We start from the raw sequence: 25,199 nt of genomic DNA, 5'->3' as shown, positions 1-25,199 counted from the left end.
TCCGTCCGTCCGGGGCTGCGCGCCGAGCGCGCCGTCCAGCGTTGCGCGTCGCTCAGCCGCGTCGGCAGTGCAGAAAGATCTGTTGCTCGGGTGGTACGTCGGTGCTGGCCGGCGCGTACGAGTACGTGGTCTCGTCGACGATGTCGAAGCCGGTGTCCCGCACGACCTGACGCAGCTCGTCGCCCAGGTAACCCGATACCCGGATCGTGCGTCCCAGGAACGGGATCGTCGCGTCGTCGAGGTCGGCCTCGACCATGGACAGCGCCAGCAGGCCTCCCTCACTCCCCGAAGTCCCCGGACGCAGCAGCCCGTGCAGCCGCCGCAGCGCCTCGGGGATCTCGGGGCGCGGCAGCATCAGCAGGGAGAAGAAGCAGGCGATGCCGTCGAACCGGCCGATTCCGTTCGGTCCGTCCGCCCGGAGGTCCGCGATGTCGATCTGCCGGAACTCCGCCGCGGGGACGTTCTTTCCGGCCAGTTCGAGCATGCCCGCCGAGATGTCCGTGCCGAGGACGGTGAGGCCCGCCTCGGTCAGCTGCCGGGCGGTGGGCAGGCCCGTGCCGCAGCCCGCGTCGAGCACCCGGGAGCCGGGCGGCAGCGCCTCGGCGAGGCGGCGTCCGGCGGCGAGCTGGCCCTCCTTGTGCGGGAAGGCGTCGTCGTAGAACCGGCCGATGGCGTCGAAGGCCTCGGCCTGTCCTCTGCGGTCCACGCTCACGTTCTGCCGCCCCTCGATGACTTCCTGTCAGGCACCGCACAGGTTCGCGGAGTTGCTGCTGTGCGCCCTTGCGGAGGACGATCCTACGTTTGACCCACGGGGGCGCATCAAGGGTCTCATGACGACGCATGCGCGGGGGTACGGTCCCAGTCATCCGGAAGGGAGGGTACGCCCCAGGACGGATCGGGGCGCCAGTGCTGCCAGCCGTCCGAGAACGGCGCCCCCCAGGCCTCGATCACGCCAAGGGCGGCCCGCCCGGCGGCGCGTACGCCAGCGGCCTTCTCCGGGTCCATCAGACCCACCCGCACCGCCTGTGCGAACTCGTCCTCGTCGTGCCACCGCCAACTCCGGTCCGGCCGCACGGAGATGTCCAGAAAGTGATCCTCGGAGTCCACGCCGCCCGCCCAGCGCGCGAGGGGCTCCTCCAGGTTCACGTACCAGTTCTTGAACTGCCAGCCGTGGTCCCAGAACAGCCAGACCGACCAGGGCTCGCCGGGGTGCGCCAGCTTCAGGACGCCGGTGCCCGCCCAGTGGCTCCTGCTGACCGCGCGCGGCTTGGTGTAGCGGGTGGCGAGCGGCTCGCGGTGCACCGGCGTCCCGTCGGCGAGCACCGGCTTCACGCACTCGGTGCCGGGCGCCATCCACACGGCGAGCAGCGAGGGGGTGTCCTGGACGACGGTGACGGGACGGCAGATGTGGAAGCGTTCCCCGGCGTTCTCCCGGTACCGCCACAGGATGTGGTCGCCGGGGGCCCACCTGGCCGCTCCGCCGTCCGCCGTCTTTCCGTCGAGGTCTGTCATGGACAGATATTAGACGCCGTCACCGTGCGGGGCCCGTGTGTTGCGGGAGGCGGGATGTCAGGGATGCGTCATCCGCAGCACGTCCAGGGCCTCGTCGAGCTGCTCCAGGGTGAGGGCGCCCCGCTCGACGTAACCGGACTCCAGGACGACCTCGCGGATCGTCCTGCGCTCGGCCAGGGACCTCTTCGCCACCTTCGCGGCCTCCTCGTAGCCGATGTACTTGTTCAGCGGCGTCACGACGGAGGGCGAGGACTCGGCGTACTCCCTGGCCCGCTCGCGGTGGGCGGTGATGCCGTCGACGGTCCGGTCGGCCAGCAGCCGCGAGACGTTGGCGAGGAGGCGGACCGACTCCAGGACGTTCTTGGCGATGACCGGGAGCATGACGTTCAGTTCGAAGTTGCCCGCGGCGCCGGCCGCGGCGACCGTCGCGTCGTTCCCCGTGACCTGGGCGGCGACCATCAGGGCGGCCTCGGGGACGACAGGGTTGACCTTGCCCGGCATGATCGAGGAGCCGGGCTGCAGGTCGGGCAGGCTGATCTCGGCGAGGCCCGTGCGCGGGCCCGATGCCATCCACCGCAGGTCGTTGGCGATCTTCGTCAGGCCCACGCCGATGGTCCTGAGCTGCCCGCTGGTCTCCACGATGCCGTCGCGCGCGCCCTGTGCCTCGAAGTGGTCGCGGGCCTCGGTCAGCGGCAGGCCCGTGGCCCGCGCGACCTCCTCGATGACGGCGGCGGAGAAACCGGGCGGGGTGTTGATGCCGGTGCCCACGGCCGTGCCGCCGAGGGGCAGTTCGGCCAGGCGCGGCAGCGAGGCCTTCAGCCGCTCGACGCCGTACCGCATCTGGGCCGCGTATCCGGCGAACTCCTGGCCGAGGGTCACGGGCGTGGCGTCCATGAGGTGCGTGCGCCCGGACTTCACCACGTCGGCGAACTCTTCGGCCTTGCGCTCCAGGGCGGCGGCCAGGTGCTCCAGGGCCGGGATCAGGTCGCCGGTGACCGCGCCGGTCGCCGCGATGTGGATCGAGGAGGGGAAGACGTCGTTCGAGGACTGCGAGGCGTTGACGTGGTCGTTGGGGTGCACGTCGCGGCCGAGCCGCTCGGTGGCGAGCGTGGCGATGACCTCGTTGGCGTTCATGTTGGACGAGGTGCCGGAGCCGGTCTGGAAGACGTCCACGGGGAAGTGCTCGTCCCAGCGGCCGTCCGCGACCTCGGCCGCCGCGTCCGCGATGGCCTCGGCGATGTCCTTGTCGAGCACGCCGAGGGAGGCGTTGACCTTGGCGGCGGCCGCCTTGATCCGCGCGAGGGCCGCGATGTGGGCCCGCTCGATGCGCTGCCCCGAGATGGGGAAGTTCTCCACCGCGCGCTGGGTCTGGGCCCGCCACTTGGCGTCCGCGGGGACCCGCACCTCGCCCATGGAATCGTGCTCGGTCCGGTACCCGCCGGTGCGGTCGTCGCTGGTCATGCCGTGAACCTACCTCTCCGCTCGACCCCGTCGAAAAGCATCGAAAGGGTGAGCGCGTGTCTTGATCCGCCTATTCCCTTGCCGATTGCCCGCCGGTACGGCAAGGACCCCTCCACGCACGCGTGAAAGGGTCCTTGCTCATGCTGTCGTCGCTAGGCCAGGCCGGGGCCGCGCACCGGGATGTGCGTGAACGTCGGCTCGGGGGCCGGGTTCTGGAAGAAATCGTTGCCCTTGTCGTCGACGACGATGAAGGCGGGGAAGTCCTCGACCTCGATCTTCCAGACCGCCTCCATGCCGAGCTCCTCGTACTCGACGACCTCGACCTTCTTGATGCAGTCCTGGGCCAGGCGCGCGGCGGGGCCGCCGATCGAGCCGAGGTAGAAGCCGCCGTGCGCGTCGCACGCGTCGGTGACCTGCTTGCTCCGGTTGCCCTTGGCCAGCATGACCTTGGAGCCGCCCGCCGCCTGGAACTGCTCCACGTAGGAGTCCATGCGCCCGGCCGTGGTCGGCCCGAAGGAGCCGGAGGCGTAGCCCTCGGGGGTCTTGGCGGGGCCCGCGTAGTACACGGGGTGGTCCTTCAGGTACTGCGGCATCTCCTCACCCGCGTCGAGCCGCTCCTTGATCTTGGCGTGCGCGATGTCGCGCGCCACGACCAGGGGGCCGGTCAGGGAGAGGCGGGTCTTCACCGGGTGCTTGGTCAGCTCGGCGAGGATGGCGTCCATGGGCTGGTTGAGGTCGATCTTGACGACGTCGGCGGTCGCGTCGTCGTCGAGGTGCTCGTCCGTGGTCTCCGGCAGGAAGCGCGCCGGGTCCGTCTCCAGCTGCTCCAGGAAGACGCCCTCGGCGGTGATCTTCGCGGTGGCCTGGCGGTCGGCCGAGCAGGAGACGGCGATCGCGACGGGCAGCGAGGCGCCGTGCCGGGGCAGGCGGACCACGCGGACGTCGTGGCAGAAGTACTTGCCGCCGAACTGCGCGCCGATGCCGATCTTCTGGGTGAGCTCGAAGACCTTCTCCTCCAGCTCCTTGTCCCGGAAGCCGTGGCCGGTCGGGGAGCCCTCGGCGGGCAGCTCGTCGAGGTAGTGCGCGGAGGCGTACTTCGCGGTCTTCAGGGCGAACTCGGCGGACGTGCCGCCGACGACGATCGCCAGGTGGTACGGCGGGCACGCGGCCGTGCCCAGCGAGCGGATCTTCTCCTCCAGGAACTTCATCATGGAGGCCTCGTTCAGGACGGCCTTCGTCTCCTGGTAGAGGAACGACTTGTTCGCCGAGCCGCCGCCCTTGGCCATGAAGAGGAACTTGTAGGCGCCGCCGTCGGTCGCGTACAGCTCGATCTGCGCCGGCAGGTTGGAGCCGGTGTTCTTCTCCTCCCACATGGTCAGCGGGGCCATCTGGGAGTAGCGCAGGTTCAGCTTGGTGTACGCGTCGTAGATGCCCTGGGAGAGCGCCTTCTCGTCCTCGCCCTCGGTGAGGACGTTCTGGCCGCGCTTGCCCATGACGATGGCGGTGCCGGTGTCCTGGCACATGGGGAGCACGCCGGCGGCGGCGATGTTCGCGTTCTTCAGCAGGTCGAGGGCGACGAACTTGTCGTTGCCCGACGCCTCCGGGTCGTCGATGATGCGCCGGAGCTGGGCCAGGTGCGCGGGCCGCAGGTAGTGCTGGATGTCGTGGACGGCCTCGGCGGCGAGCTTGCGCAGGGCCTCCGGGTCGACCTTGAGGAACGTCCGCCCGTCGGCCTCGAAGGTGGAGACACCCTCGGCGGTCACCAGCCGGTACGGGGTGGTGTCCTCTCCCAGCGGGAGCAGATCGGAGTACGCAAACTCTGGCATTACGGCCATTCCTCACTCGGCAGACAGCGGCGCGGCCTCCATTGGCGACGCGTCAACCAGCGTAAGACGCGCCGGAGGCGGCAGGCCTGTGAGGTAAGGCTCAGTAGGCCCGGCCGGGCGGGGCGCGCCGGGCGGCACGGCGGGGTTGTCCACAGGGCGGTGGTGCGACGCGCCGGTTGTCCACAAGGGGTAGTCGCGATCTATCGCGAGTGAGTACGCTACGGACGTGGACCTCGAAAAGCGCCCCTCGCAGCCCGCTCCCGCCGCGGCCGGCCCGGCCGGCTCGCTCCGTGCCTCCGACGCCGACCGCGACCGCACGGCCGACATCCTCCGCGAGGCCCTGGCGGAGGGCCGCCTCACCGCGGAGGAACACTCCGAGCGCATCGACGGGGTCTATCGCGCGAAGACCATGGCCGAGCTGGAGCCGCTGGTCAGCGACCTGCCCGCGGCGCACGGCCGGCCGCGGCCCGCGCATGTCCCCGGCCTCGCGCCGTCCAGGCCGTCGCCGGGAGCCGTCCCCCCGGTCGCCGACGAGAACCTGGTCGCGGTGCTCAGCGGCAGCGTCCGCAGGGGCCGCTGGCGCGTGGCCCGCCGCACCCACGCGTACGCGATCTTCGGCAGCGTCGAGATCGACCTGAGCGAGGCGATATTCGAGCAGCGCCAGGTGGTCATCAAGGCGATAGCCGTCTTCGGCTCCGTCGAGGTCCGCGTCCCGGAGAACGTCTCGCTGCGCGGCCACGGCACGGGCGTCCTCGGCAGCTTCGAGGTCGACACCCTCGACTCGCGCGACGAGGACGCCCCGGTCGTCTTCGTCGACGGCGCCGCGGTCTTCGGCAGCATCGAGGCGCGGCCCAGGCGCGGTCGCTTCGTGCGCGATCTGCACCGGCAGCTGCGCAAGCACCTGGGGCACTGACGTCACACGCGTCGCGCACGGGAGGGGCGCGTTCGCGTCGATCGGAACTCAGTGCATAGGCGCGTACACAGCGGGTAGAGCTGCTCCATCGTCTCTCGCTCGCGAAGCCGTCGTCAGGAGTAGGCCGTGCTGCAACCGTCGCATCAGTCCTCGCAGGTCGCCGCAGTTCCGGCCGACGGGGGCTCCCCTGCACGAGCGAACGCGGGTGCGTGGGGGAGAGGACCCTCACGGGACCGCGACGACGACAGCCCCTGGCACACGGAAGCGGTGTGCCGCCGCGACGAGGCCGGACTGTTCTTCGCCCCGTCCAAGGAGCCGACCGCGGCCAGGCTCTCGCGCGAGGAGGCGGCCAAGCGGGTCTGCGCCCGCTGCCCCGTGATGGTCGAATGCCGCGAGCACGCCCTGCTCCAGCCCGAGCCGTACGGCGTGTGGGGCGGCCTCACCGCCGCCGAGCGCCGCGTGGTCCTGGCCCGGCGCCGCAGGCGTGACATGGAGCTCAAGAAGGCGACGCACTCGATAGCCGCCGCCGGATAGCCGGCGCCGCGCGACACATGGGGGCGCCCCCCGCACGGGGCGCCCCCATCTCGCGTGTCCGCGGTGTCGCGCGCTACTTGGCGCGGTCGAAGTCGACGGCGCTGTAGGCGCGCAGCTTCGAGAGCCGGTGGTCGGAGTCGATCTTGCGGATCGTGCCCGACTTGGAGCGCATGACCAGCGACGACGTCGAGGCGGTGGCCGCGCGGTAGCGGACGCCCTGGAGCAGTTCGCCGTCGGTGATGCCGGTCGCGACGAAGAAGACGTTGTCGCCCTTGACCAGGTCGTCCGTCGACAGCGTGCGGTCCAGGTCGTGGCCCGCGTCGACGGCCCGCTGCCGCTCCTCGTCGTCCTTGGGCCACAGCTTGCCCTGGATCACCCCGCCCAGGCACTTGATCGCGCAGGCCGAGATGATGCCCTCGGGGGTGCCGCCGATGCCCATGAGCAGGTCGACGCCGGTGCCCTCGCGCACGGCCATGACCGAGCCCGCCACGTCGCCGTCCGAGATGAACTTGATGCGGGCGCCGGTCTCCCGGATCTCCTTGACGATGCCCTCGTGGCGGGGACGGTCGAGGATCATGACCGTGACGTCCTCGGGCGAGGAGTTCTTGGCCTTGGCGACCCGGCGGATGTTGACCGACACGGGGGCGTTGATGTCCACGTAGTCGGCGGCCTCGGGGCCGGTGACCAGCTTGTCCATGTAGAAGACGGCGGACGGGTCGAACATCGCGCCGCGGTCGGCGGCGGCGAGCACGGCGATGGCGTTCGGCATCCCCTTCGCACAGAGGGTCGTGCCGTCGATCGGGTCGACCGCGATGTCGACCTCGGCGCCCGTGCTGTCGCCGATGCGCTCTCCGTTGAAGAGCATCGGGGCTTCGTCCTTCTCGCCCTCGCCGATGACGACGACGCCGTTCATCGAGACGGTGGAGACGAGGGTCCGCATGGCCCTGACGGCGGCGCCGTCCGCGCCGTTCTTGTCGCCGCGGCCGACCCAGCGGCCCGCCGCCATGGCGGCGGCCTCGGTGACCCGGACGAGCTCCAGGGCGAGGTTGCGGTCGGGAGCCTCGGGAGAGACCTCGAGCTCGGACGGGAGATGATGCTCGGTCATCGGAAGAGCACCTTTCTGCTGATACAAAAAAGTGGCGCGCCCGTAGGGCGTCCTTGGAAGGGCGGTGGTGCGCGACGGGAGGGCGGCCGGATGAGGGATTGTGAACGACTCTATCCGCAGGCCGACAAAATGAGCAGTGGGCCCCACGCATGAGCGGCCCCGACCGGGTGGGACACGCCGGCGGGACGCGGAGGGCGACACCGGGGGAAGAGTCGCATTCCGGGCCTGAGACCATGGGGGCGTGGCAGGCAGACAAGGCACCCAGACCGTCAAGAACATGGTGTGGTCGTTGGTGGTGATCGCCCTGGTGGCAGGCGTGATCTACATCTTCGTCCCGCACGACGAGTCCAAGACACCGGTCGAGCGCGTCGACTACCGGGTCGAGCTTCTGACGGCCCGGCGCGCCGCGGCCTATCCCGTGGCGGCGCCCGAGGGCCTGTCGAAGGAGTGGAAGCCGACCTCGGTGCGGTTCAACGGCGCCGAGCACGACAGCTGGCACCTGGGCTTCCTCGACCCGGACGGTGAGTACGTGGCGGTCAAGCAGTCCACCGACAAGCCGGCCAAGTTCATCCCGCGGGCCACCAAGGAGGCGCGGAAGACCGCCGCCACCGAGGAGATCGAAGGCCGCACCTGGCAGCGCTACCGGGGTGCCACGTACGACGCCCTGGTGAGCACGGAGAAGGGCGCGACGACCGTGGTCGCGGGCACCGCCTCGTTCGGACAGCTCGCGAAGATGGCGGAGTCGCTGAAGACGGCGTGACCGCGGCGCCGGCGTCCGGGGGCGCCCGGCGGTCCGGACGCGACCGGCTCGCCGCGCCGCGCGGGCCCGGTGCTACTCGAGCATGCGGGCCGCCTCCACCCGGTGCAGATGGACCACGACGTCGTGCGTCTTCGCGAGCCGGATCTTCGCGGCGTCCCCCTTCCAGGGGTAGGTGGCGGCGATGTTCTTCACGGTGCGCGGCTCGGCGAGCCAGGTGCGGGCCGGGGCCGGGGCGTCGCGCAGGTCCACCACGAAGTCGCGGTGCCGCACCCGGTCGAGGGTGTGCTCGGTGGTGCCGGGCGCGGCCGGGCCGACGGCGAAGCGGTGGACGCCGCCGTCCTGGCCGAGGGCGTTGAACGAGCCCCGGTCGAAGGTGAGGCCGACACTCAGGTAGTCGCGGCCCAACCGCTCGCGCAGGAAGTCGCCCTGCGCCTTCGGGTGGGTCTCGGGGGCGTAGGTCGTGAGCGCGACGTGGCCGTTGTGGGCGGCGAGCACGATCTTGTCGCCGGTCCGCCGCTGCCACCAGGTGACGTTCTCCGCCATGACCTGGTCGCGGTAGCGCATGGCGTCGGGGACGCTCCGCGGGTCGTCCCAGTCGAAGGCGTACAGCGTGGTCATCTGGTGGATCGCGGTGGCGTGCTGGACGGCCCAGGCGTGCGCTTCGGCGTCGGCGCCCCTGCCCGGCCGCTGTTCGAGCAGCCGCACCGCCCGGCCGGTCCGCTCGGCGAGCTCCTCGCGTTCGGCCAGTGGCTTGGCCAGGTAGTCGTTGACGTAGGTGTCGGCGTCGGTGGCGGGCCGCATGCCCCGGTACAGCTCGGTGAGCTTCGGGGTGAGTTCGGGCCGGGCCTCGGCCGCGTAGTCGCTCACCTTGTCGTACAGCTCGGCGCCGGCGAATCCGTTGTCGTCGCCGACGAAGCTGACCGGGTCCTTCGGGTGCTTGACGTTGTACGCGCGCATCCACTGGAGCAGATCGCGGTACTCGGCGTTGTTCCAGAACCGGTAGGAGCCCTGGAACTCCTCGTCCATGATCTGCTTCAGGTCGCCCTCGCCGCGCGTGAGGTACGCGTCGAGCCGCAGTCCGGTGCTCCACGGGGCTTCGAGGGCGAAGGCCCGAAAGCCCTTCTCCTCGACCAGGTACCGGAGGACCCGGTGCTTGACGGTGAAGAACTCGTGCGAGCTGTGGGTGGCCTCGCCGAGACCGACCACCCGGGCGTCCCCGACCATCCGGCCGAACGGGCGGAGGTCGGCCAGGCCGCCGCGGGGCCCGGTGGTGCGCAGCGGGTGGGCCACCCGGCCGAGGGCCGCCTCGGGGGAGGAGAACGCGGTGGCGTCGGCGGACGCCGCCGCGGCGGTCCGGGCGGTCGGGGCGGCGGAGGCGGCCGGGGCGAGGGCCAGGGTGACGCCGAGCGGGATGAGCAGTGCGGCGATCAGCGCCTTGTGCGTGTTCATGGGCCCCACTCTCGCCGCGCGGGGGCGCCCGGGACCATCCGCTGCGCCCCCTGATCGTCCGGGGGTGCACTACACCTTGCCGAGGGGAGCCTGGCCCCCTTCGCGCACCGGGGAGGGCGAGGAGGCCGCGTCGACCGGCCCGCGACGGAAAGGGCCGGCCGGGCCCGCGTCAGCGTGTGCGACGCGGGCCCGGCCGGCCCGGAAACCTCCTGGCGCCGCTGCCGCGGGCCGACCGGCAGTCAGCCGGTCGGTCACGCGGTCAGGCAGGCAGTCAGTCAGGGCGGGGCCTCAGACCGTGGTGACGACGTCCTCGTAGGACAGGCGCGGGGAGCGCGGGAACCAGGCGTCCTCGCCGGGCTTGCCGATGTTGACGACCATCAGCGGGGTGTGGTCGTCGTCCAGGAACTCCTTCTGGAGGCCGGCCGGGTCGTAACCGGTCATCGGGCCGGCGGCGAGGCCGGCGGCGCGCACGCCGATGATGAAGTACGCGGCCTGCAGCGTGGCGTTCAGGAGGGCGGCCTGCTCACGGGCGGGGCGCTCGGAGAAGAAGGCGTCCTTGGCCTGCGGGAAGTGCGGGAACAGCGCCGGGAGCTCCTCGTGGAACTCGTTGTCGGCGGAGAGGATCGCGACCAGCGGCGCCGCCGAGGTCTTCGGGCGGTTGCCCTCGGCCATGTGCTGCACCAGGCGCTCGCGGGCCTCGGGGGAGCGGACCAGGGTGACGCGCAGCGGCGACTGGTTGAAGGCGGTCGGGCCGTACTTGACCAGGTCGTAGATCGCCTGGACCTGCTCGTCGGTGACCGGCTCGTCGGTGAAGGTGTTCGCGGTGCGGGCCTCGCGGAACAGCAGGTCCTGGGCGGCGGGGTCAAGGGCGAGAGACATGGATCAACCTTCTCGATACGTGCGGTGCTGGAGATCAGCTGGCACGACCGACCGTACGACAGGTGACGTTTAAGATTCAACCAAAGCGAGTCCCTCGTGATCCGCTTCACAGGGTTCTGTCCGAAAGTGGACTGCCTGGCCGGTCCGCTGCGGTCCTGCCCGTCCGGCCTGCCCCCGTCCGCTCCGGGCCACTCCGGGCGGGTCCGCCCCGGTATGCCACGGGCCCGCCTGGACCCGCCCCGCGGTCAAGCCCCGGTCAGGCCTCGTCCTCGTCCTCGTCGCCGACGGAGTCCCCGGATTCCGGTCCCGCGAGGGCCGCGTCCAGGCGGGCGCGGGCGCCGTCGAGCCAGCGGCGGCAGATCTTGGCCAGCTCCTCGCCGCGCTCCCACAGGGCGAGGGACTCCTCCAGTGTCGTACCGCCCGTTTCGAGGCGGCGTACGACCTCGATCAGCTCGTCCCGCGCCTGCTCGTACCCGAGCGCGTCCGCGGAGCCCACGGTCTCGTCCGTTGTGCTGGTCATGCGCCCACCCTAAATCTCGGCATCGTCCGCGTCGGCCGCGGCTTCGTCGGCTCGCCCCACGGTTCGTACGGTGAACTCGCCCTCGGCCACCCGGGCCCGCAGCTCCTCGTCGGCGCTCACGTCGCCCGGGGCCCTGACGACCGTGCCGTCCGGCTTCTGGAGCACCGCGTACCCCCGCTGGAGCGTCGCCGCGGGGGAGAGGGCCACCACGCGCGCATGGGTGTGCGTCAGCTCCGAACCCGCCCGGTCGAGCAGGTGCCCGAGCGTGCGGCGGCTGCGGTCGACGAGGGCGGAGACCTGCTCCTCGCGCTCCTCGACCATGCGGTGCGGATGCTCCATCGAGGGCCGGGCCAGCGCGTGGGCGAGGCCGCGGTCCTCCCGGTCGAGGAAGGCGTCCATGCAGCGCCGGGCGCGGTCCCGCAGCCAGCGCACCCGCTCGTACTCCTCCCCGACGTCCGGCACGACCTTCTTGGCCGCGTCGGTGGGCGTGGAGGCGCGCAGGTCCGCCACGAGGTCCAGAAGAGGGCTGTCCGGCTCGTGGCCGATCGCGGAGACGACCGGTGTGCGGCAGGAGGCCACCGCGCGGACCAGCTGCTCGTCGGAGAACGGCAGCAGGTCCTCCACGCTGCCGCCGCCCCGCGCCACGATGATCACGTCGACCTCGTCGAGGGCGTCGAGGTCCTTCACGGCCTGGACGACCTGCGGCACCGCGTGCACGCCCTGCACCGGGACGTTGCGCACCTCGAAGCGGACGGCGGGCCAGCGGTGCCGGGCGTTCTCCAGGACATCCCGCTCGGCGGCCGAGGCCCGGCCCGTGATCAGGCCGATGAGCTGCGGAAGGAAGGGCAGCGGCTGCTTCCTCGCCGGGGCGAAGAGACCCTCTCCGGAGAGGCGCTTCTTGAGCTGCTCGATGCGGGCGAGCAGCTCACCGACGCCGACCGGCTTTATCTCGGCGGCCCGCAGGGAGAGCTGCCCCCGCGGGGCATACCACTCGGGCTTCGCGTGGACGACGACGCGGGCGCCCTCGGAGACGACGTCGGCCACGGCGTCGAAGACCTGGCGGTAGCAGGTGACGCTGACCGAGATGTCGTGCGAGGGGTCGCGGAGCGTCATGAAGACGACGCCCGCGCCCGGCCTCCGGGACAGCTGCGTGATCTGCCCCTCGACCCACACGGCGCCGAGCCGATCGATCCAGCCGCCGATCAGCCGCGACACCTGCCCGACGGGCAGCGGCGCGTCGGCGGACGTGTTGAGAGCCATGCGGTGAGCGTAGTCGCCGGGTCTGACAGAGACGGCGACTCGTTCGGCGCGGACCCTTGCGGGGAAACGGGTCTGTGGCCGGGTGGACGTCAACCGGTGACGGGGTGCGCGTCAGCCGGTGACGGGGCGGGTGTCGATCGCGGCGAAGGGGTGGGCGTGAGCCGGTGACGGGGCGGGTGTCGATCGCGGCGAAGGGGCGGCCTAGTCGACCCGCCGAGCCCGCTGCACGAGAAGCACGGCCAGCCCCACGGCCAGCCACACCGCGCCGACGGCCTGCGCGGACCCCGCGGCCTCCCAGATGACCGCCACGGTGATCGCCGCTCCCAGCAGGGGGACGAGGAGGTGCCGCCACCAACTGAAGCCGGCCGCCCGGTGGCGGAAGACGAACCATCCCACCACGCTCGCGTGCAGCAGCAGGAACGCCGTGAGCGCCCCGATGTCGACCACCGACACCAGGTGGTCCATGCCGTCGTCCCGCCGGGCCGCCCACACCGCGGCGACCATCGTCACGACAGCCGCACAGAGCAGCGCGACCCGCGGCGTACCGGAGTCGGTCCGGGCGAGCGCCTTCGGCAACCGCCGGCCCCTGGCCATGGCGAACAGCAGCCGTCCCGCCGCGGCCTGCCCGGCGAGCGCGGCGAACGCGGCGCCGATGGCCTTGCTGACGGCCACCAGGTCGTGCAGCCACGACCCGGCCGCCGAGTCGACCGCGTCGTAGAAGGCCGTGCCCTGTTTGACCGGCTCCGCCGCCAGCTCGGCGGAGGACAGCGGCTCCAGGAGCGCCACCAGGTACGTCTGGACGACGAAGAGCACGCCGGCGAGCGCCAGGCAGAACAGCACGGCCCGCGCGACCTTCGCCGAGCCGCCCGTCACCTCCTCGGCGAAGGAGGCGATGGCGTCGAAGCCCAGATAGGAGAGGACGGCGATGGACACCGCCCCCACCACGGCGGACAGCGCGAACGCCCCTTGCGAGCCGTCACCGGTCAGCGGCGAGAGCCAGTCCCGCTGGGTGCCGTCCCTGGCGATGACGGCCACGGCGGCGACGACGAAGACGAGGAGGACGACGACCTCCATGGCGAGCACGGCGAAGCCGGCCCGCGCGGCCGTCCGCACGCCCCACAGGTTCAGCAGGGTCGTGATGAGCACCGCGAGGGCCGTCCACACCCACCGCGACACCGACGGCACCAGGGAGTTCATGGCGATGCCGGAGAAGAGGTACGCGACCGCCGGGATGAGCAGGTAGTCGAGCATCGCCATCCACCCGGCGATGAACCCGAAGCCCTTGCCGAGCCCCGCGCGCGCGTAGGCGAAAACGGACCCCGCCTGGGGGACGACCCGCACCATCTGGGCGTAGCTGAACGCGGTGAACGCCATGGCGACCGTGGCGATCAGATAGACGAGGGCGACGGCCCCGTGCGCCTTCGCGTCGAGCGTCCCGAAGACGCCGACCGGCGCCATGGGGGCGATGAAGAGCAGACCGTAGACGACGAGGTCTCGGAAGCCCAGACTGCGCCGCAGTCTCGTGTCCTCGGGGGGCTCGACGCCCGCGGCACGGGCTCCCTCACTTGCGGTCTCACCGGACATCGTGCCTCCGTGGATCGGCGCGTGGATCGACGCAGGCCTCCAGTCTCCCCAACGGGGCGATCTTTGACGCGCTGGACGCGGCCTTACGATGGGTGGCATGACTGCAACGCCTGGCTCCCGCCGTGTCCTGCTCGCCGCTCCCCGTGGCTACTGCGCGGGCGTGGACCGTGCCGTGATCGCCGTCGAGAAGGCCCTGGAGCAGTACGGGGCCCCGATCTACGTCCGCCACGAGATCGTGCACAACAAGTACGTGGTGCAGACCCTGGAGAAGAAGGGCGCCATCTTCGTCGAGGAGACGGCGGAGGTCCCGGAGGGCTCCATCGTGATGTTCTCCGCGCACGGCGTGGCCCCGACCGTCCACGCGGAGGCCGCCGAGCGCAAGCTGGCGACGATCGACGCGACGTGCCCGCTGGTCACGAAGGTGCACAAGGAGGCCGTCCGGTTCGCCAAGGACGACTTCGACATCCTCCTGATCGGCCACGAGGGCCACGAGGAGGTCATCGGCACGTCCGGCGAGGCGCCCGAGCACATCACGCTGGTCGACGGCCCCGACGACGTCGCGAACGTCGAGGTCCGCGACCCGGACAAGGTCGTCTGGCTCTCCCAGACCACGCTCTCCGTCGACGAGACGATGGAGACCGTCGACGCGCTCAAGGGCAAGTTCCCGAACCTGCTCTCGCCGCCCAGCGACGACATCTGCTACGCCACGCAGAACCGCCAGACCGCGGTGAAGAAGCTCGCGGAGGACGCCGAGCTGGTCATCGTCGTCGGCTCCAAGAACTCCTCCAACTCCATCCGCATGGTCGAGGTCGCCCTCGACGCGGGCGCCCCCGCGTCGCACCTGGTCGACGGCGCCGACGAGATCGACGAGGCGTGGCTCGAAGGCGTCACGACGGTCGGTCTGACCTCGGGTGCCTCCGTGCCCGACGTCCTGGTGGACGGCGTCATCGAATGGCTCGCCGAGCGGGGCTACGGCGACGTCGAGACGGTGAAGACCGCCGAGGAGTCGATCACCTTCTCGCTGCCGAAGGAGCTCCGCAGGGACCTGCGGGCCGAGGCGGCGGAGCTGTCCCAGGGCTGACGACCCAGGCTCCGGAGCTGTCTTCAGGGCTGACCGGGCCGAGGCGGCGCTGTTTCGGGGCCGGCCGGGCTGAGGGGGCTGAGGCGGCGCTGTCTCGGGGCCGGCCGGGCTGATCGGGTCGAGGCGGCGGCGCTGTCGCAGGCCGACGGCGGCCCAGGCTCCGGAGCTGTCCCAGAGTTGACCGGGTCGAGGCGGCGGCGCCGGCCGGAACCGCGGCGGCGTGGCTGCCCCGGCGCTGTTCCGGGTCGTACGGTGGGGCCATGGAGATCTTCGGTGTGGACATCGGCGGCTCAGGGATCAAGGGCGCTCCCGTGGACCTTGACCGCGGAGACCTGGCCCAGGAGCGGCACAAGGTCCTGACCCCCCATCCGGCGACACCCGACGCGGTGGTCGCGGGCGTGTGCGAGGTCGTGGAGCACTTCGGCTGGAAGGGGCCCATCGGCGCCACCTTCCCCGGAGTGATCACCGACGGCACGGCGCGCACGGCGGCCAACGTCGACAAGAGCTGGATCGGCACGGACATCCAGCGGCTGGTCTCGGACCGGCTCGGCGGCGCCCCCGTGACCGTGCTGAACGACGCGGACGCGGCGGGCGTGGCCGAGATGCACTTCGGCGCGGGCAAGGACCGCAAGGGCACGGTCCTCCTCCTCACCCTCGGCACGGGCATCGGCAGCGCGCTGTTCACCGGCGGGCGCCTGGTGCCCAACACCGAGCTGGGCCACCTGGAACTGCACGGCCACGACGCGGAGAAGCGGGCCTCGTCCAAGGCCCGCGAGGACGAGGACCTGAGCTGGGAGCACTGGGCTCACCGCGTGCAGAAGTACCTCGCGCACGTGGAGATGCTGTTCTCGCCGGAGCTGTTCATCATCGGCGGCGGGGTGAGCCGCAAGGCCCACAAGTTCCTGCCGCTGATCGAGGGCATCTCCGCGGAGATCGTCCCGGCGCAGCTCCAGAACAACGCCGGCATCGTGGGAGCGGCGATGGCGGCGAGCGAGGCGTAGCGGCCCGTGGGCGGTCAGACGGCGGGGGCGCGCTTCGGGCCGGGCCCCGCCGTCTCCTTCCGTGCGGGCCCCTGCCCGACCTGCCCGCGCCGCTCGGCCATCAGCCGGATCTTGCGTACGCCCACGACGAGCCCGGCGATGAGCGTGCCCCCGTACAGCCAGCCCGCGTGCAGCGCGAGTGAGGTCACGAGGCCCATGAGGCGTCCGCCGAAGCCGGTGCCGCCGGAGATCGGCAGGACCCCGGCAGCGAAGGCGATCGGCACGCTGATGGGAGCGGTGACCAGGTCGGCCGGGCGCACCCAGAGCGCGGTGAACGTGGCGACGGGCAGGAACAGCACGCCGTACGCGACGAGAGCATCGTCGAACATCAGTCCGAGCAGGCAGGCGAGCAGGAACAGCACCCCGGTGCAGAACAGGCCGCTGCCGAGCCCGGTCAGGCGCGGGTTCGGCATCCGCCGCAGGGCGCGGCCGAGCGGTGCGCGACGCAGGGCCCGTACCAGCGGCGGCGCGGGCCTGCGCGGGCGCGGCGCGGTCCGGCGCGCCGTGCCGCCCGGCCGGGCCGCCCGGCCCTGCGAGGGCAGCGGGGCGCTCCGGCGGGGCCGGGCCACGGAAGGGGCCTTCGGTTCGGTCTGAGGGGGACGCGTCCTGTGTTGCTCCACTGGTCCAACCTAGGTCGGCTGCCGCGCGGATTCAGGGGCGGGACACGCCTTTGACGTGACCTTGGCCATCCGTTCGACGCGGCGGCGGCCGCCCGGACGGGCCCGCGGCGACACGCCGTAGACTGGGGGATCGGCCCTTGTGCGAAGCGCGCGTACGCGATGCAGGTACGCGTACGAAGCGCGGTGCGCGTACCGAAGCTTCCGGTACTCGGCACTCGGGCCGTGCTCCCACCCAGCCCTCACGTACGGGAAGTCGCAACGTGTCGCTCACGATCGGAATCGTCGGTCTGCCGAATGTCGGCAAGTCGACCCTGTTCAACGCCCTGACCAAGAACGACGTGCTGGCGGCCAACTACCCGTTCGCCACGATCGAGCCGAACGTCGGCGTGGTCGGTGTCCCCGACCCCCGCCTGACGAAGTTGGCCGAGATCTTCTCCTCCCAGCGCGTCCTGCCCGCCACGGTCGACTTCGTCGACATCGCCGGCATCGTGCGCGGCGCGAGCGAGGGCGAGGGTCTGGGCAACAAGTTCCTCGCGAACATCCGCGAGTCGGACGCGATCTGCCAGGTCATCCGTGCCTTCAAGGACGAGAACGTCGTGCACGTGGACGGCAAGGTCTCGCCCAAGGACGACATCGAGACGATCAACACCGAGCTGATCCTCGCCGACCTCCAGACGATCGAGAAGGTGCTTCCCCGCCTCCAGAAGGAGTCGCGGATCAAGAAGGACATCGCGCCGAAGGTCAAGGCGGTCGAGGAGGCGAAGGAGATCCTGGAGCGGGGCGACACCCTCTTCTCCCAGGGCATCGTCCAGGGCTCGGAGCGCTCGGAACTCCTCCACGACCTGCACCTGTTGACGACGAAGCCGTTCCTCTACGTCTTCAACGTCGACGAGGACGAGCTGACGGACGACGACTTCAAGGCCGAGCAGCGCGCCCTGGTCGCCCCCGCGGAGGCGATCTTCCTCAACGCGAAGCTGGAGGCGGACCTCGCGGAGCTGGACGACGAGGAGGCCCTGGAGCTCCTCCAGTCGGTCGGCCAGGAAGAGCCGGGCCTCGCCACCCTCGCCCACGTGGGCTTCCGCACCCTCGGCCTCCAGACCTACCTCACGGCAGGCCCGAAGGAATCCCGCGCCTGGACGATCCCCCAGGGCGCCACGGCCCCCGAGGCGGCGGGCGTCATCCACACGGACTTCCAGAAGGGCTTCATCAAGGCGGAGGTCATCTCCTTCGCGGACCTGGTGGAGACGGGCTCGGTGGCAGAGGCCCGCGCGAAGGGCAAGGCGCGCATGGAGGGCAAGGAGTATGTGATGCAGGACGGGGATGTGGTGGAGTTCCGCTTCAACGTATAGCGGGTGACTCAACACCACTTCGCTGACCTGGCAAGCGTGCAGGTCAGATAGGGTCCGACTCTGCGGAGTCGGGCCCTTTGTTTTTCCCGTGCTGGGATGCGGGTGGGCTGACCGTGCTGGGATTGAACCCGGCGTACAGCTCAACTTTTCTGTGTCTACAGCCACCCGGGATGGGGCGTTCCCGCCGGCTTCGGTGGTCGTGACCCAGCACTGAACACGGGAAATGCTCGCTGAGCTGGGAAGTGACTTGCCCCCCAGAGGGCGTCCAGCCCTCTTCTGGGACCGACCTAGCGGCGATCAGCTCGCTGCTCTTCGCTCCCTCCGGGATAGTGCCTGCCGAGCGCCCGGACCGTACGTCCAGTACGCCCAACTCCTGGAGCGAGCGCGGGGCGGATATGGGGCTGATCTGCCCGGAGCGACTCGGCTTCTGATCTAGGCACCCAGGCGCACCTCGGCTCCCTGATGTCATTTCTATGCCTGAATCGATATCATTGGTGAGTCGTCGGGCTGTGGAGGGATATCTGATGGCCAGGACTGTGATCGATCTGGACGAGGAGATCGTCGAGCAGGCGATGCGGGTGTACGGGGTGAAGACGAAGGCCGCCGCAGTGCGGGCGGCCATGGAGGAGGGGGTGAGGCTGCGGCTGCGCCGGGAGCTGTTCGATGCCATTGACGAGGGTGAGTTCGAGGACGCGTTCGCGGAGATCCGGTCGCAGACGGGGCCGCGGAATCCGGACGGCTCGCTGAAGCGCGCAGGCGGGGCTTCGGTGGCGTGAAGGGGCGCTACCTCATCGACAAGTCCGCGCTGGCCCGCCGGGGCAAGCCGGCGGTGCGGGCGCGGCTGGATGCGCTGGACCGTGACGGGCTCCTAGCGGTGTGCGCCCCGACCGAGTACGAGGTACTGTACTCGGCGCGCGGAAAGCCCGAGGCGCTGCGCCTGCGTACTCTGCTCCGTGGTTTCGACTACGTGCCCTGCAATGACGAGGAGTTCGAGCGGGCACTCGCGATCCAGGCACTGGCGCTGAACGCTGGTTTTCACCGGGCGCTGTCGCTGGCCGACGTCCTCATCGCGGCAACCGCCGAACGGCACCGGGCCACGGTCCTGCACTACGACGGTGACTTCGACATGATCGCCTCGGTGAGCGGGCTGCAAGCCGAGTGGGTCGTGGAGCCCGGCACCGCCGACTGAGCCGGGAACGCGCATGCCGTGCCAGGGCATGCCTCGACGGGTGAGGGCAGGGCTGCCCGTCGTCAGCCGGATCGTTGTGGATCTGCTTAATGGTGCGGTTCGAGGACTGCGGCTGAAACTCAGGTCAGAGCTTCGAGCATTCGTGCACCGGCGCCCGCATATGTTAGGCAGCTTTCTCGGCGTCGAATCTTCTTGTACTTTGTCGAGATTCCCGTGCTGGGATGGTGCTGGGACGCGCCCATATATCCGCAGGTCAAACCGGTTGTGGTGGAGTTCCGGTTCAACGTGTAGCGGACGACGTATCCACGTCTACGGGTCTGAGGGGCCCCGACCTTTCGAGGTCGGGCGCCCTCGGACCGGCACTGCCAGACTTCGATCCCGAGACATACCCGGGCATGGCCGCGCTGACGCTCCGCTGGGGCGACTTCGGTTCCGTCGTGGCGTTCGACCGGATGCTCGACATGGTGCTGGACGGGATCAGGGGGCTGGCCGTTCGCCCGGGCCTGAGCGGGAGGTCCGTGGTGGAGCGTCAGTCGCCCGCCTCCGCCACCGTCGGACCCGTCTCCACCATCGCCCGAGTCGATATGAGGGCCGGCGCGAGAGCCGGTGCTCCCGCGCTCCCACCCTCAGAGCAGTCGCTTGCGGCCCCAGATGATGATGAACGTGGTGACGGCCGCGGTGGCCGTGAGCATGATGGCGGCTCCCAGCCACTGCATCGGCTGCATCTCGGAGGCCGGGAGGTAGTCGGCCGCGTAGCCGATGACGTGCTTCGACTTCAGGCAGGCCGTGTGGGCCCGGGTGTTCTCCATCGTGTCCAGGCAGGTCGTCCAGTCCAGACGGGCCCCGGAGTCCGTGAGGAAGTCGGTGCCCTGGCCCTGCTGGACCGCCTGGGCCGGCAGTTCGGGTTGCCGGGCGTCGGGGCCGACACCCGTGTCGGTGGTGACCGAGAGGACGTTGCCGAGGTCCAGCCGGAAGCGGTCCCAGACGACGCCGATCGCCACCACGATGCCGAGCGTGACCACCATGGACACCAGCGTGCGGCGCAGGAGCATGCCGACCGCCGCGCCCACGGTGAACGTGAGCAGGGCGTACGCCGCCGGCATGGGGCCCGTGACGTCGAAGAGCGCGCTGCTCGTCCACTCCAGGGTGTCGGCCTGGCTGCGGACCGGGTTCCACCACCAGGTGAAGACGGCGCCCAGCAGGGTGGTGGACAGGGCGATCAACGCGGCCGGCATCACCAGCTTCGTGGTGAGCCAGCGGAGGCGGCTGACCGACTGCGAGGTCACCAGCTTCGCGGTGCCGGTCTCCAGGTCACCCGCCACGAGCGGGGCGCCGATGAGGACACCCGCCAGGACGGGGGCGTAGCCCAGATAGCTGCCGACGCTGAACAGGCGGCCGACGTGCTGTTCGAGGCCGGGGCCGCCCCGGACGGACGCGGCCAGGTGGTTCGTCAGCTCGCCGCGCAGGTGGACCATGGCCAGCGCGGTCAGGAGCGTCAGGGTGAGCAGGGTCCACAACGCCGCCCGGTGCTGGCGCCAGACGAGCCAGACCGGGCCGCCGAGCCGGGGCATCCGTCGGCTGCGCGGAGGGCGCGCGCCGGCGGGGGCCGTGCGGGCCGGGTCAGCGGTCAACGTGCTCATGCGGTCACAGCCTTCTGCCGGTCGCGGGTGATGACGTCGTGGATGTCGCCGGGCCGGGCGCCGGGGGCGATCAGCGGGGGCGCGTCGGGTGAGCGCAGGTAGGCGAGCAGCAGCTCCTCCAGGGTGGGCGGCTCGGCCTGGCCGCCGTACGGGACCGGGGCGCCGAGCCGCACCAGGACCCCCGTCCGGCCGGCGCCGCCGTGCGGCTCGGATTCGATGACCTGGTGCGGGCCGCCGACCGGGAGCGAGGCGCCCGGCGGGACCGCGAACAGGGCGTGTGCCGCGCGCAGCTCGTTCACCTCGCCCGCCAGACGCAGACCGCCGTTCGCCACGACGACGAGGTAGTCGCAGATGTGCTCCAGCTCGGCGAGCATGTGCGAGGAGATCAGTACCGTCGTGCCGCGTTCGGCGGCCGCCGCCGTCAGCGTCGCCATGAGCTCGCGGCGGACCAGCGGGTCGAGGTCGGCCATCGGTTCGTCCAGGATCAGCAGGTCGGGGCGCTTGCCGAAGGCCAGGGCGAAGGCGACGCGGGTGCGCTGGCCGCCGGACAACGTGCCGATCTTCGCCTCCAGCGGCACGTGGCCCGCGCGGACGAGCTCCTCGGCGACTCGCTGGTCCCAGCGGGGGTTCAGTTCGCGGCCGAGCCGCAGCGTCTCGGCCACGGTGAAGCGCCGGAACAGCGGCTTCTCCTGGGTGAGGAACGCGGTGCGCATGACCGCCTCCGCCGACCCCGGGGCCGCGCCGAAGATCCGCAGGGCGCCGGCCGTCGGGCGGATCATGTCGGTGGCCAGGCCCATCAGCGTGCTCTTGCCGGCGCCGTTGGGTCCCACGAGTCCGCAGACCCGCCCGGCCGGCAGCCGGAACGAGACGTCGCGCAGGGCCCAGCCGCGCCGGTACTTCTTGCCCAGCCCGTACGCCTCGATCGCGGACTCGGAGCGGCGGTGCGGGGCCGCCTGCGGGTACAGAGGGGACCGAGAGGCCTCGGGGGGTTCCGGGGCTCCCGGCACCTGTGGGTACTGAGGGGGCCGAGAGGCCTCGGGGAATTCCGGGACCCCCGGCACCTGCGGGAACTGAGGGGGCTCCTGGGGTCCCGGCGGCTGCGGGGGCTGACGGAACTGCGGGGTCTGCGGGGGCTGTGGGAACTGCGGGGTCTGCGGGGGCGTCCCCGCGGAATGCCGTGCTCCCGGTCCGTCGCCCAGGTGCGTCGTCGCGTGGTCCATGGGTGGGTGGCTCCTGTCGTGGGGAGGGGGCCGTGGGGGACCTTCCGGGGTCCGCACTACGGTGGCGTCGGCTGCCGCGTCCGGTGGTCACCGCGTCCGGCGATCACCACTTCCGGCGGTCACCACTCTTCTCGGCCGCGTCCCGCGAGGTATCGGGCGAAAGACAGATCATCGATGGCAGGCTCCGACTTTCGGCCGGTGCGGGAGATCGCGGGCGTACGGGATCGTGGTGGCATGGTGAGCGAGCCGAGAGGGCCGCGCGGACCGCGCAGGCAAAGAGAACGCGGACCGCGCAGGCAGAGAGAACGCGGGCCGCGCAGGCGGAGAGAACAGAGGGAGCTGAGGCGGGTGCATGACGCGGTGGAGGCGGCGACCAGGGCAAACGCGTCCACGGACACACGGGGGAACAGGCCCGCGAGGCTGCTGTCCCTCACGTCATGGGTGCTGCTCGTCGCGGCCCTGGCCGGGCTCGTCCTGCTCGATCTGCTGGCCGGTTTCTACTGGGTCCAGAGCCACGGTCCGACCAAGCTGATCGGCGCCCTGCTGGCCGTCGCGGCGGCCATCGCCTCGCCCCGGCTCGACGGCGAGCGGCGGCTGCCGATGACGGCCTGCGCCCTCGCGCTCGTCTCGCTCTGCGTCTCGGTGTGGCTGCACGCGGAGATGGTGGCCAGCTCGCAGGCCCTCGGATTCGCCGAACCGGCGGCGCTGACGTGGCTCCTGCTGGTCGTCGCCCGGCAAGGGAAGCCCTCGTGGGTCGTGGCGGCCGTGCCCGGGCTGTGCGTGGCCATCGTGCTGCGGCCGGTGGCGGTCACGGTGCGGGAGTCCACCACCATCATGGCGCTGCTCTTCGCGCTGGCCGCCGTGACCGCGCTGGGCATCGGGCTCGGGATACGGCTGCTCATGGTGGACCGGCGGCGGCAGGCGGCGGCGCTCCGGCTCGAACAGCGCACCGAGTTCGCCAGGGACCTGCACGACTTCGTCGCCCATCACGTGACCGGCATCGTCGTCCAGGCGCAGGGCGCGCAGGCGATCGCGGACCGCCGCCCCGAACTCGTGCCGCCCGCCCTGCGGCGGATCGAACAGGCCGGCTCGGAGGCGCTCGCCTCCATGCGGCACATGGTGGGGATGCTGCGCGACGCCGACGGGGAGGTGGCGGTGACGCCGCTGGCGGGGATCGACGAAGTGCGGTCGCTCGTCGAGGAGTTCTCGGCGATGGGCGGCGCGCGGGCCCGGCTCGATCTGGAGGGGGCCCTCGACGACCAGCCGGTGGAGGTGACCACCACGGCGCACCGGGTGGTCATGGAGGCCCTCACCAACGTACGCAAACACGCCCAGGCCTGTACGGAGGTACGGGTGCGGGTGAGCCGTTCGGCGGACCGGCTGACGGTACAGGTCAACGACGACGGACGGACGCGCCACGTCTCGCACGGCGGCTACGGGCTGAAGGGCCTCGCCGAGCGCGTGGACCTGATCGGCGGAAGCGTGCGGGCGGGGCCGGTCACGGGCGGCGGCTGGGGCGTCGAGGCGACGCTGCCGGTGCCGGCGGCCGGGTGGTCGAGGGCCGGGGCGCCGTCCGGCGCGGCCCTGGCGGGGACGGCGGCCTCGTGACGATCCGGGTGCTGATCGCCGACGACCAGGCCATGGTGCGCGCAGGGTTCGCGATGATCCTCGCGGCGGAGGACGACATCGACGTCGTGGGGGAGGCCACGGACGGCCTCCACGCCCTGGAACTCGCCCAGCGCCACAAGCCCGACGTCGTCCTGATGGACATCCGGATGCCGCGCATGGACGGCCTGGAGGCGCTGCGCAGGCTGACGCGCCCCGGCACGGTGGACCCGCCGAAGGTCGTGGTCGTCACGACGTTCGACGACGACGAGTACGTGCAACGCGCCCTCGGTCAGGGTGCGTCGGGCTTCCTCATCAAGGACTCGGGCCCGGCCCTGCTCGTCGAGGCCATCAGGGCGGCCGACTCGGGTGAGGCGCTGGTGAGCCCGGCGATCACGGTCCGTCTGCTGCGGCAGCTCAACAGCGTCAAGCGCACCTCCCGCGAGCCGCACACCGCGCTCTCCGAACGGGAGCTGGACCTGGTGCGCCTGGTCGCCCGCGGCCTGACGAACGCCGAGATCGCCGCCGAGCTGACCATCTCGCTCGGCACGGTGAAGACCCACCTGGGCAACGTCCAGACCAAACTGTCCGCCCGCAACCGCGTGGAGATCGCGGCCTGGGCCTGGGAGTCGGGGGTGGTGGAGGGGCGGGGGTGAGCCGCCGCCCTCGCGGGACGGGGAAACGGATGGAGGGCCGTACCCCGGTTTCGGGGTGCGGCCCTCCATCCGTCCGGCGGTGGGGTTGTGTCAGCCCTGCCAGCTGTGCGGGGCCTTGTAGTTGTCCCTGCGCCAGGCCGTCAGGGGAGGCTTGTGGGCGGGGATGGAGGGGTGGGGGGTCGCGCGGGAGAGGAGCAGGACCGTGACGGCTGCCAGCTCGGCCTCTGTGGGGGTGCCCTTTTCTATGCGGATGTCGACCTCTGCTGCGGGTGGCATGTGACCTCCAGGGGGAAAGGGGGCGGGGCTACTGCGGGGGGTTGCCGTGTTTGCGGGCCGGGCGGTCCGCGTGCTTGTTCGCCAGCATGGCCAGGCCGGCGATCAGCACCTGGCGCGTTTCCGTCGGGTCGATGACGTCGTCCACCAGGCCGCGTTCGGCGGCGTAGTAGGGGTGCATCAGCTCGGCCTTGTACTCCTTGACCATGCGGGCGCGCATGGCTTCGGGGTCTTCCGCCGCGGCGATCTGGCGGCGGAAGATGACGTTGGCCGCGCCTTCCGCGCCCATGACGGCGATCTCGTTGGTGGGCCAGGCGTAGGTGAGGTCGGCGCCGATGGACTGGCTGTCCATGACGATGTACGCGCCGCCGTACGCCTTGCGCAGGATCAGGGAGATACGGGGGACCGTGGCGTTGCAGTAGGCGTAGAGGAGCTTCGCGCCGTGGCGGATGATGCCGCCGTGTTCCTGGTCGACGCCCGGCAGGAAGCCGGGGACGTCCAGGAGCGTCACGATCGGGATGTTGAACGCGTCGCACATCTGGACGAAGCGGGCCGCCTTCTCGGAGGCCTCGATGTCCAGGACGCCGGCCAGGGCCTGCGGCTGGTTCGCCACGATGCCGACGACCTTGCCGTCCAGCCGGGCCAGCGCGCAGATGATGTTCCGCGCCCAGCGCTCGTGGACCTCCAGGTAGTCACCGTCGTCGACGATCTCCTCGATCACCT

25 protein-coding genes are annotated in these 25,199 nt (G+C 71.3%); 10 read left to right on the top strand and 15 right to left on the bottom strand.

The window, feature by feature from the left end; translation table 11 throughout:
- Window positions 1-52 precede the first annotated feature (52 nt).
- The 4 genes from DCW30_RS01760 to DCW30_RS01745 all read right to left on the bottom strand — a co-directional run bounded on the left by DCW30_RS01760 (window position 53) and on the right by DCW30_RS01745 (window position 4,799).
- Window positions 53-706 (bottom strand): class I SAM-dependent DNA methyltransferase, encoded by a 654-nt coding sequence (locus DCW30_RS01760; RefSeq protein WP_418347078.1) that lies wholly within the window; start codon window positions 704-706, stop codon window positions 53-55.
- Window positions 707-828: 122 nt separating this feature from the next.
- Complete coding sequence (fomD, locus tag DCW30_RS01755; RefSeq protein ID WP_076684777.1) at window positions 829-1,512, bottom strand: cytidylyl-2-hydroxypropylphosphonate hydrolase; 684 nt, start codon at window positions 1,510-1,512, stop codon at window positions 829-831.
- Window positions 1,513-1,569: 57 nt separating this feature from the next.
- Complete coding sequence (locus DCW30_RS01750) at window positions 1,570-2,973, bottom strand: class II fumarate hydratase (protein WP_062781943.1); 1,404 nt, start codon at window positions 2,971-2,973, stop codon at window positions 1,570-1,572.
- A 152-nt stretch (window positions 2,974-3,125) separates the two neighbouring features.
- Window positions 3,126-4,799, bottom strand: coding sequence for a fumarate hydratase (locus DCW30_RS01745; protein WP_076684776.1), 1,674 nt, complete (start codon window positions 4,797-4,799; stop codon window positions 3,126-3,128).
- A gap of 226 nt (window positions 4,800-5,025) precedes the next feature.
- On the opposite strand from DCW30_RS01745, the gene DCW30_RS01740 reads away from it, so the two are divergent.
- Together DCW30_RS01740 and DCW30_RS01735 are read left to right on the top strand one after the other, a co-directional pair.
- Window positions 5,026-5,712 carry a DUF1707 SHOCT-like domain-containing protein gene (locus DCW30_RS01740; RefSeq protein WP_076684775.1) on the top strand — a complete coding sequence of 229 codons (687 nt, stop codon included), beginning with the start codon at window positions 5,026-5,028 and terminating at the stop codon, window positions 5,710-5,712.
- A gap of 126 nt (window positions 5,713-5,838) precedes the next feature.
- On the top strand, window positions 5,839-6,246 hold the full coding sequence (locus DCW30_RS01735) for a WhiB family transcriptional regulator (protein ID WP_076684774.1): 408 nt from the start codon (window positions 5,839-5,841) through the stop codon (window positions 6,244-6,246).
- A gap of 73 nt (window positions 6,247-6,319) precedes the next feature.
- Here the strand turns inward: DCW30_RS01735 and glpX are convergent, their stop codons facing one another.
- Complete coding sequence (gene glpX / locus DCW30_RS01730) at window positions 6,320-7,351, bottom strand: class II fructose-bisphosphatase (RefSeq protein WP_076684773.1); 1,032 nt, start codon at window positions 7,349-7,351, stop codon at window positions 6,320-6,322.
- Between the two features lie 241 nt (window positions 7,352-7,592).
- Here glpX and DCW30_RS01725 point away from each other — a divergent pair, with 241 nt between their 5' ends.
- Entirely contained in the window at window positions 7,593-8,111 is a 519-nt protein-coding gene (locus tag DCW30_RS01725) for a DUF4245 domain-containing protein (protein ID WP_076684772.1), read from the top strand.
- A gap of 72 nt (window positions 8,112-8,183) precedes the next feature.
- Here DCW30_RS01725 and DCW30_RS01720 read toward each other — a convergent pair whose 3' ends face one another.
- The 5 genes from DCW30_RS01720 to DCW30_RS01700 form a co-directional block, all read right to left on the bottom strand.
- A complete protein-coding gene (locus DCW30_RS01720; protein WP_076684771.1) occupies window positions 8,184-9,560 on the bottom strand; it encodes an erythromycin esterase family protein in 1,377 nt (458 codons plus the stop codon).
- A 288-nt stretch (window positions 9,561-9,848) separates the two neighbouring features.
- Window positions 9,849-10,439 (bottom strand): malonic semialdehyde reductase, encoded by a 591-nt coding sequence (locus DCW30_RS01715; RefSeq protein ID WP_076684770.1) that lies wholly within the window; start codon window positions 10,437-10,439, stop codon window positions 9,849-9,851.
- Window positions 10,440-10,695: 256 nt separating this feature from the next.
- Window positions 10,696-10,959 (bottom strand): exodeoxyribonuclease VII small subunit, encoded by a 264-nt coding sequence (locus DCW30_RS01710; protein WP_076684769.1) that lies wholly within the window; start codon window positions 10,957-10,959, stop codon window positions 10,696-10,698.
- Between the two features lie 9 nt (window positions 10,960-10,968).
- The gene (gene xseA / locus DCW30_RS01705; protein WP_076684768.1) at window positions 10,969-12,219 is read right to left on the bottom strand and encodes an exodeoxyribonuclease VII large subunit; all 1,251 of its coding nucleotides are present in this window, start codon (window positions 12,217-12,219) and stop codon (window positions 10,969-10,971) included.
- A 201-nt stretch (window positions 12,220-12,420) separates the two neighbouring features.
- Window positions 12,421-13,803 (bottom strand): APC family permease, encoded by a 1,383-nt coding sequence (locus tag DCW30_RS01700; RefSeq protein ID WP_076684767.1) that lies wholly within the window; start codon window positions 13,801-13,803, stop codon window positions 12,421-12,423.
- A gap of 88 nt (window positions 13,804-13,891) precedes the next feature.
- Here DCW30_RS01700 and DCW30_RS01695 point away from each other — a divergent pair, with 88 nt between their 5' ends.
- Both DCW30_RS01695 and ppgK read left to right on the top strand, forming a co-directional pair.
- Window positions 13,892-14,884 carry a 4-hydroxy-3-methylbut-2-enyl diphosphate reductase gene (locus DCW30_RS01695; RefSeq protein ID WP_076684766.1) on the top strand — a complete coding sequence of 331 codons (993 nt, stop codon included), beginning with the start codon at window positions 13,892-13,894 and terminating at the stop codon, window positions 14,882-14,884.
- A gap of 260 nt (window positions 14,885-15,144) precedes the next feature.
- Window positions 15,145-15,885 carry a polyphosphate--glucose phosphotransferase gene (gene ppgK / locus DCW30_RS01690; RefSeq protein WP_062781976.1) on the top strand — a complete coding sequence of 247 codons (741 nt, stop codon included), beginning with the start codon at window positions 15,145-15,147 and terminating at the stop codon, window positions 15,883-15,885.
- A 14-nt stretch (window positions 15,886-15,899) separates the two neighbouring features.
- Here the strand turns inward: ppgK and DCW30_RS01685 are convergent, their stop codons facing one another.
- On the bottom strand, window positions 15,900-16,493 hold the full coding sequence (locus DCW30_RS01685; RefSeq protein WP_418347077.1) for a DUF6542 domain-containing protein: 594 nt from the start codon (window positions 16,491-16,493) through the stop codon (window positions 15,900-15,902).
- Window positions 16,494-16,804: 311 nt separating this feature from the next.
- Here DCW30_RS01685 and ychF point away from each other — a divergent pair, with 311 nt between their 5' ends.
- From ychF to DCW30_RS01670, 3 genes are all read left to right on the top strand, one after another.
- On the top strand, window positions 16,805-17,893 hold the full coding sequence (ychF, locus tag DCW30_RS01680) for a redox-regulated ATPase YchF (protein WP_062781979.1): 1,089 nt from the start codon (window positions 16,805-16,807) through the stop codon (window positions 17,891-17,893).
- Between the two features lie 524 nt (window positions 17,894-18,417).
- Window positions 18,418-18,669, top strand: a complete 252-nt coding sequence (locus DCW30_RS01675) for a type II toxin-antitoxin system VapB family antitoxin (RefSeq protein ID WP_076684765.1) — start codon at window positions 18,418-18,420, stop codon at window positions 18,667-18,669.
- Entirely contained in the window at window positions 18,666-19,082 is a 417-nt protein-coding gene (locus DCW30_RS01670) for a PIN domain nuclease (RefSeq protein ID WP_076684764.1), read from the top strand. Before DCW30_RS01675 ends, DCW30_RS01670 begins: the two co-directional genes overlap by 4 nt.
- Window positions 19,083-19,708: 626 nt before the next feature.
- Here the strand turns inward: DCW30_RS01670 and DCW30_RS01665 are convergent.
- Both DCW30_RS01665 and DCW30_RS01660 read right to left on the bottom strand, forming a co-directional pair.
- Complete coding sequence (locus DCW30_RS01665) at window positions 19,709-20,722, bottom strand: ABC transporter permease (protein WP_076684763.1); 1,014 nt, start codon at window positions 20,720-20,722, stop codon at window positions 19,709-19,711.
- Window positions 20,719-21,687, bottom strand: coding sequence for an ABC transporter ATP-binding protein (locus DCW30_RS01660; protein ID WP_076688926.1), 969 nt, complete (start codon window positions 21,685-21,687; stop codon window positions 20,719-20,721). The genes DCW30_RS01665 and DCW30_RS01660 overlap by 4 nt, the downstream gene beginning before the upstream one ends.
- A 603-nt stretch (window positions 21,688-22,290) precedes the next feature.
- Between DCW30_RS01660 and DCW30_RS01655 the strand changes: the two genes are divergently transcribed.
- Together DCW30_RS01655 and DCW30_RS01650 are read left to right on the top strand one after the other, a co-directional pair.
- Window positions 22,291-23,550, top strand: coding sequence for a sensor histidine kinase (locus tag DCW30_RS01655; protein ID WP_076684762.1), 1,260 nt, complete (start codon window positions 22,291-22,293; stop codon window positions 23,548-23,550).
- Window positions 23,547-24,203 carry a response regulator gene (locus DCW30_RS01650; RefSeq protein ID WP_076688924.1) on the top strand — a complete coding sequence of 219 codons (657 nt, stop codon included), beginning with the start codon at window positions 23,547-23,549 and terminating at the stop codon, window positions 24,201-24,203. The genes DCW30_RS01655 and DCW30_RS01650 overlap by 4 nt, the downstream gene beginning before the upstream one ends.
- 90 nt (window positions 24,204-24,293) lie before the next feature.
- Here the strand turns inward: DCW30_RS01650 and DCW30_RS01645 are convergent, their stop codons facing one another.
- Together DCW30_RS01645 and DCW30_RS01640 are read right to left on the bottom strand one after the other, a co-directional pair.
- Window positions 24,294-24,479, bottom strand: coding sequence for an acyl-CoA carboxylase subunit epsilon (locus tag DCW30_RS01645; RefSeq protein ID WP_076684761.1), 186 nt, complete (start codon window positions 24,477-24,479; stop codon window positions 24,294-24,296).
- Window positions 24,480-24,507: 28 nt separating this feature from the next.
- A partial coding sequence (locus tag DCW30_RS01640) for an acyl-CoA carboxylase subunit beta (protein ID WP_277820324.1) occupies window positions 24,508-25,199 on the bottom strand: 692 nt, incomplete at its 5' end.

Source organism: Streptomyces alfalfae (assembly GCF_004127445.1).
Taxonomy (GTDB): Bacteria; Actinomycetota; Actinomycetes; order Streptomycetales; family Streptomycetaceae; genus Streptomyces; species Streptomyces alfalfae.
The sequence above is the reverse complement of the archived record's forward strand: the minus strand, read 5'-3'. Positions and strand labels throughout refer to the sequence as shown.

Excerpts from the sequence above, each read along its gene's own strand:
- DCW30_RS01750 (WP_062781943.1), bottom strand. The coding sequence starts at position 2,973 with ATGACCAGCGACGACCGCACCGGCGGGTACCGGACCGAGCACGATTCC.
- DCW30_RS01715 (WP_076684770.1), bottom strand. The coding sequence starts at position 10,439 with ATGTCTCTCGCCCTTGACCCCGCCGCCCAGGACCTGCTGTTCCGCGAG.
- DCW30_RS01720 (WP_076684771.1), bottom strand. The coding sequence starts at position 9,560 with ATGAACACGCACAAGGCGCTGATCGCCGCACTGCTCATCCCGCTCGGC.
- DCW30_RS01710 (WP_076684769.1), bottom strand. The coding sequence starts at position 10,959 with ATGACCAGCACAACGGACGAGACCGTGGGCTCCGCGGACGCGCTCGGG.
- DCW30_RS01665 (WP_076684763.1), bottom strand. The coding sequence starts at position 20,722 with ATGAGCACGTTGACCGCTGACCCGGCCCGCACGGCCCCCGCCGGCGCG.
- DCW30_RS01700 (WP_076684767.1), bottom strand. The coding sequence starts at position 13,803 with ATGTCCGGTGAGACCGCAAGTGAGGGAGCCCGTGCCGCGGGCGTCGAG.
- DCW30_RS01695 (WP_076684766.1), top strand. The coding sequence starts at position 13,892 with ATGGGTGGCATGACTGCAACGCCTGGCTCCCGCCGTGTCCTGCTCGCC.
- DCW30_RS01675 (WP_076684765.1), top strand. The coding sequence starts at position 18,418 with ATGGCCAGGACTGTGATCGATCTGGACGAGGAGATCGTCGAGCAGGCG.
- fomD (WP_076684777.1), bottom strand. The coding sequence starts at position 1,512 with ATGACAGACCTCGACGGAAAGACGGCGGACGGCGGAGCGGCCAGGTGG.
- ppgK (WP_062781976.1), top strand. The coding sequence starts at position 15,145 with ATGGAGATCTTCGGTGTGGACATCGGCGGCTCAGGGATCAAGGGCGCT.
- xseA (WP_076684768.1), bottom strand. The coding sequence starts at position 12,219 with ATGGCTCTCAACACGTCCGCCGACGCGCCGCTGCCCGTCGGGCAGGTG.
- DCW30_RS01745 (WP_076684776.1), bottom strand. The coding sequence starts at position 4,799 with ATGCCAGAGTTTGCGTACTCCGATCTGCTCCCGCTGGGAGAGGACACC.
- DCW30_RS01645 (WP_076684761.1), bottom strand. The coding sequence starts at position 24,479 with ATGCCACCCGCAGCAGAGGTCGACATCCGCATAGAAAAGGGCACCCCC.
- glpX (WP_076684773.1), bottom strand. The coding sequence starts at position 7,351 with ATGACCGAGCATCATCTCCCGTCCGAGCTCGAGGTCTCTCCCGAGGCT.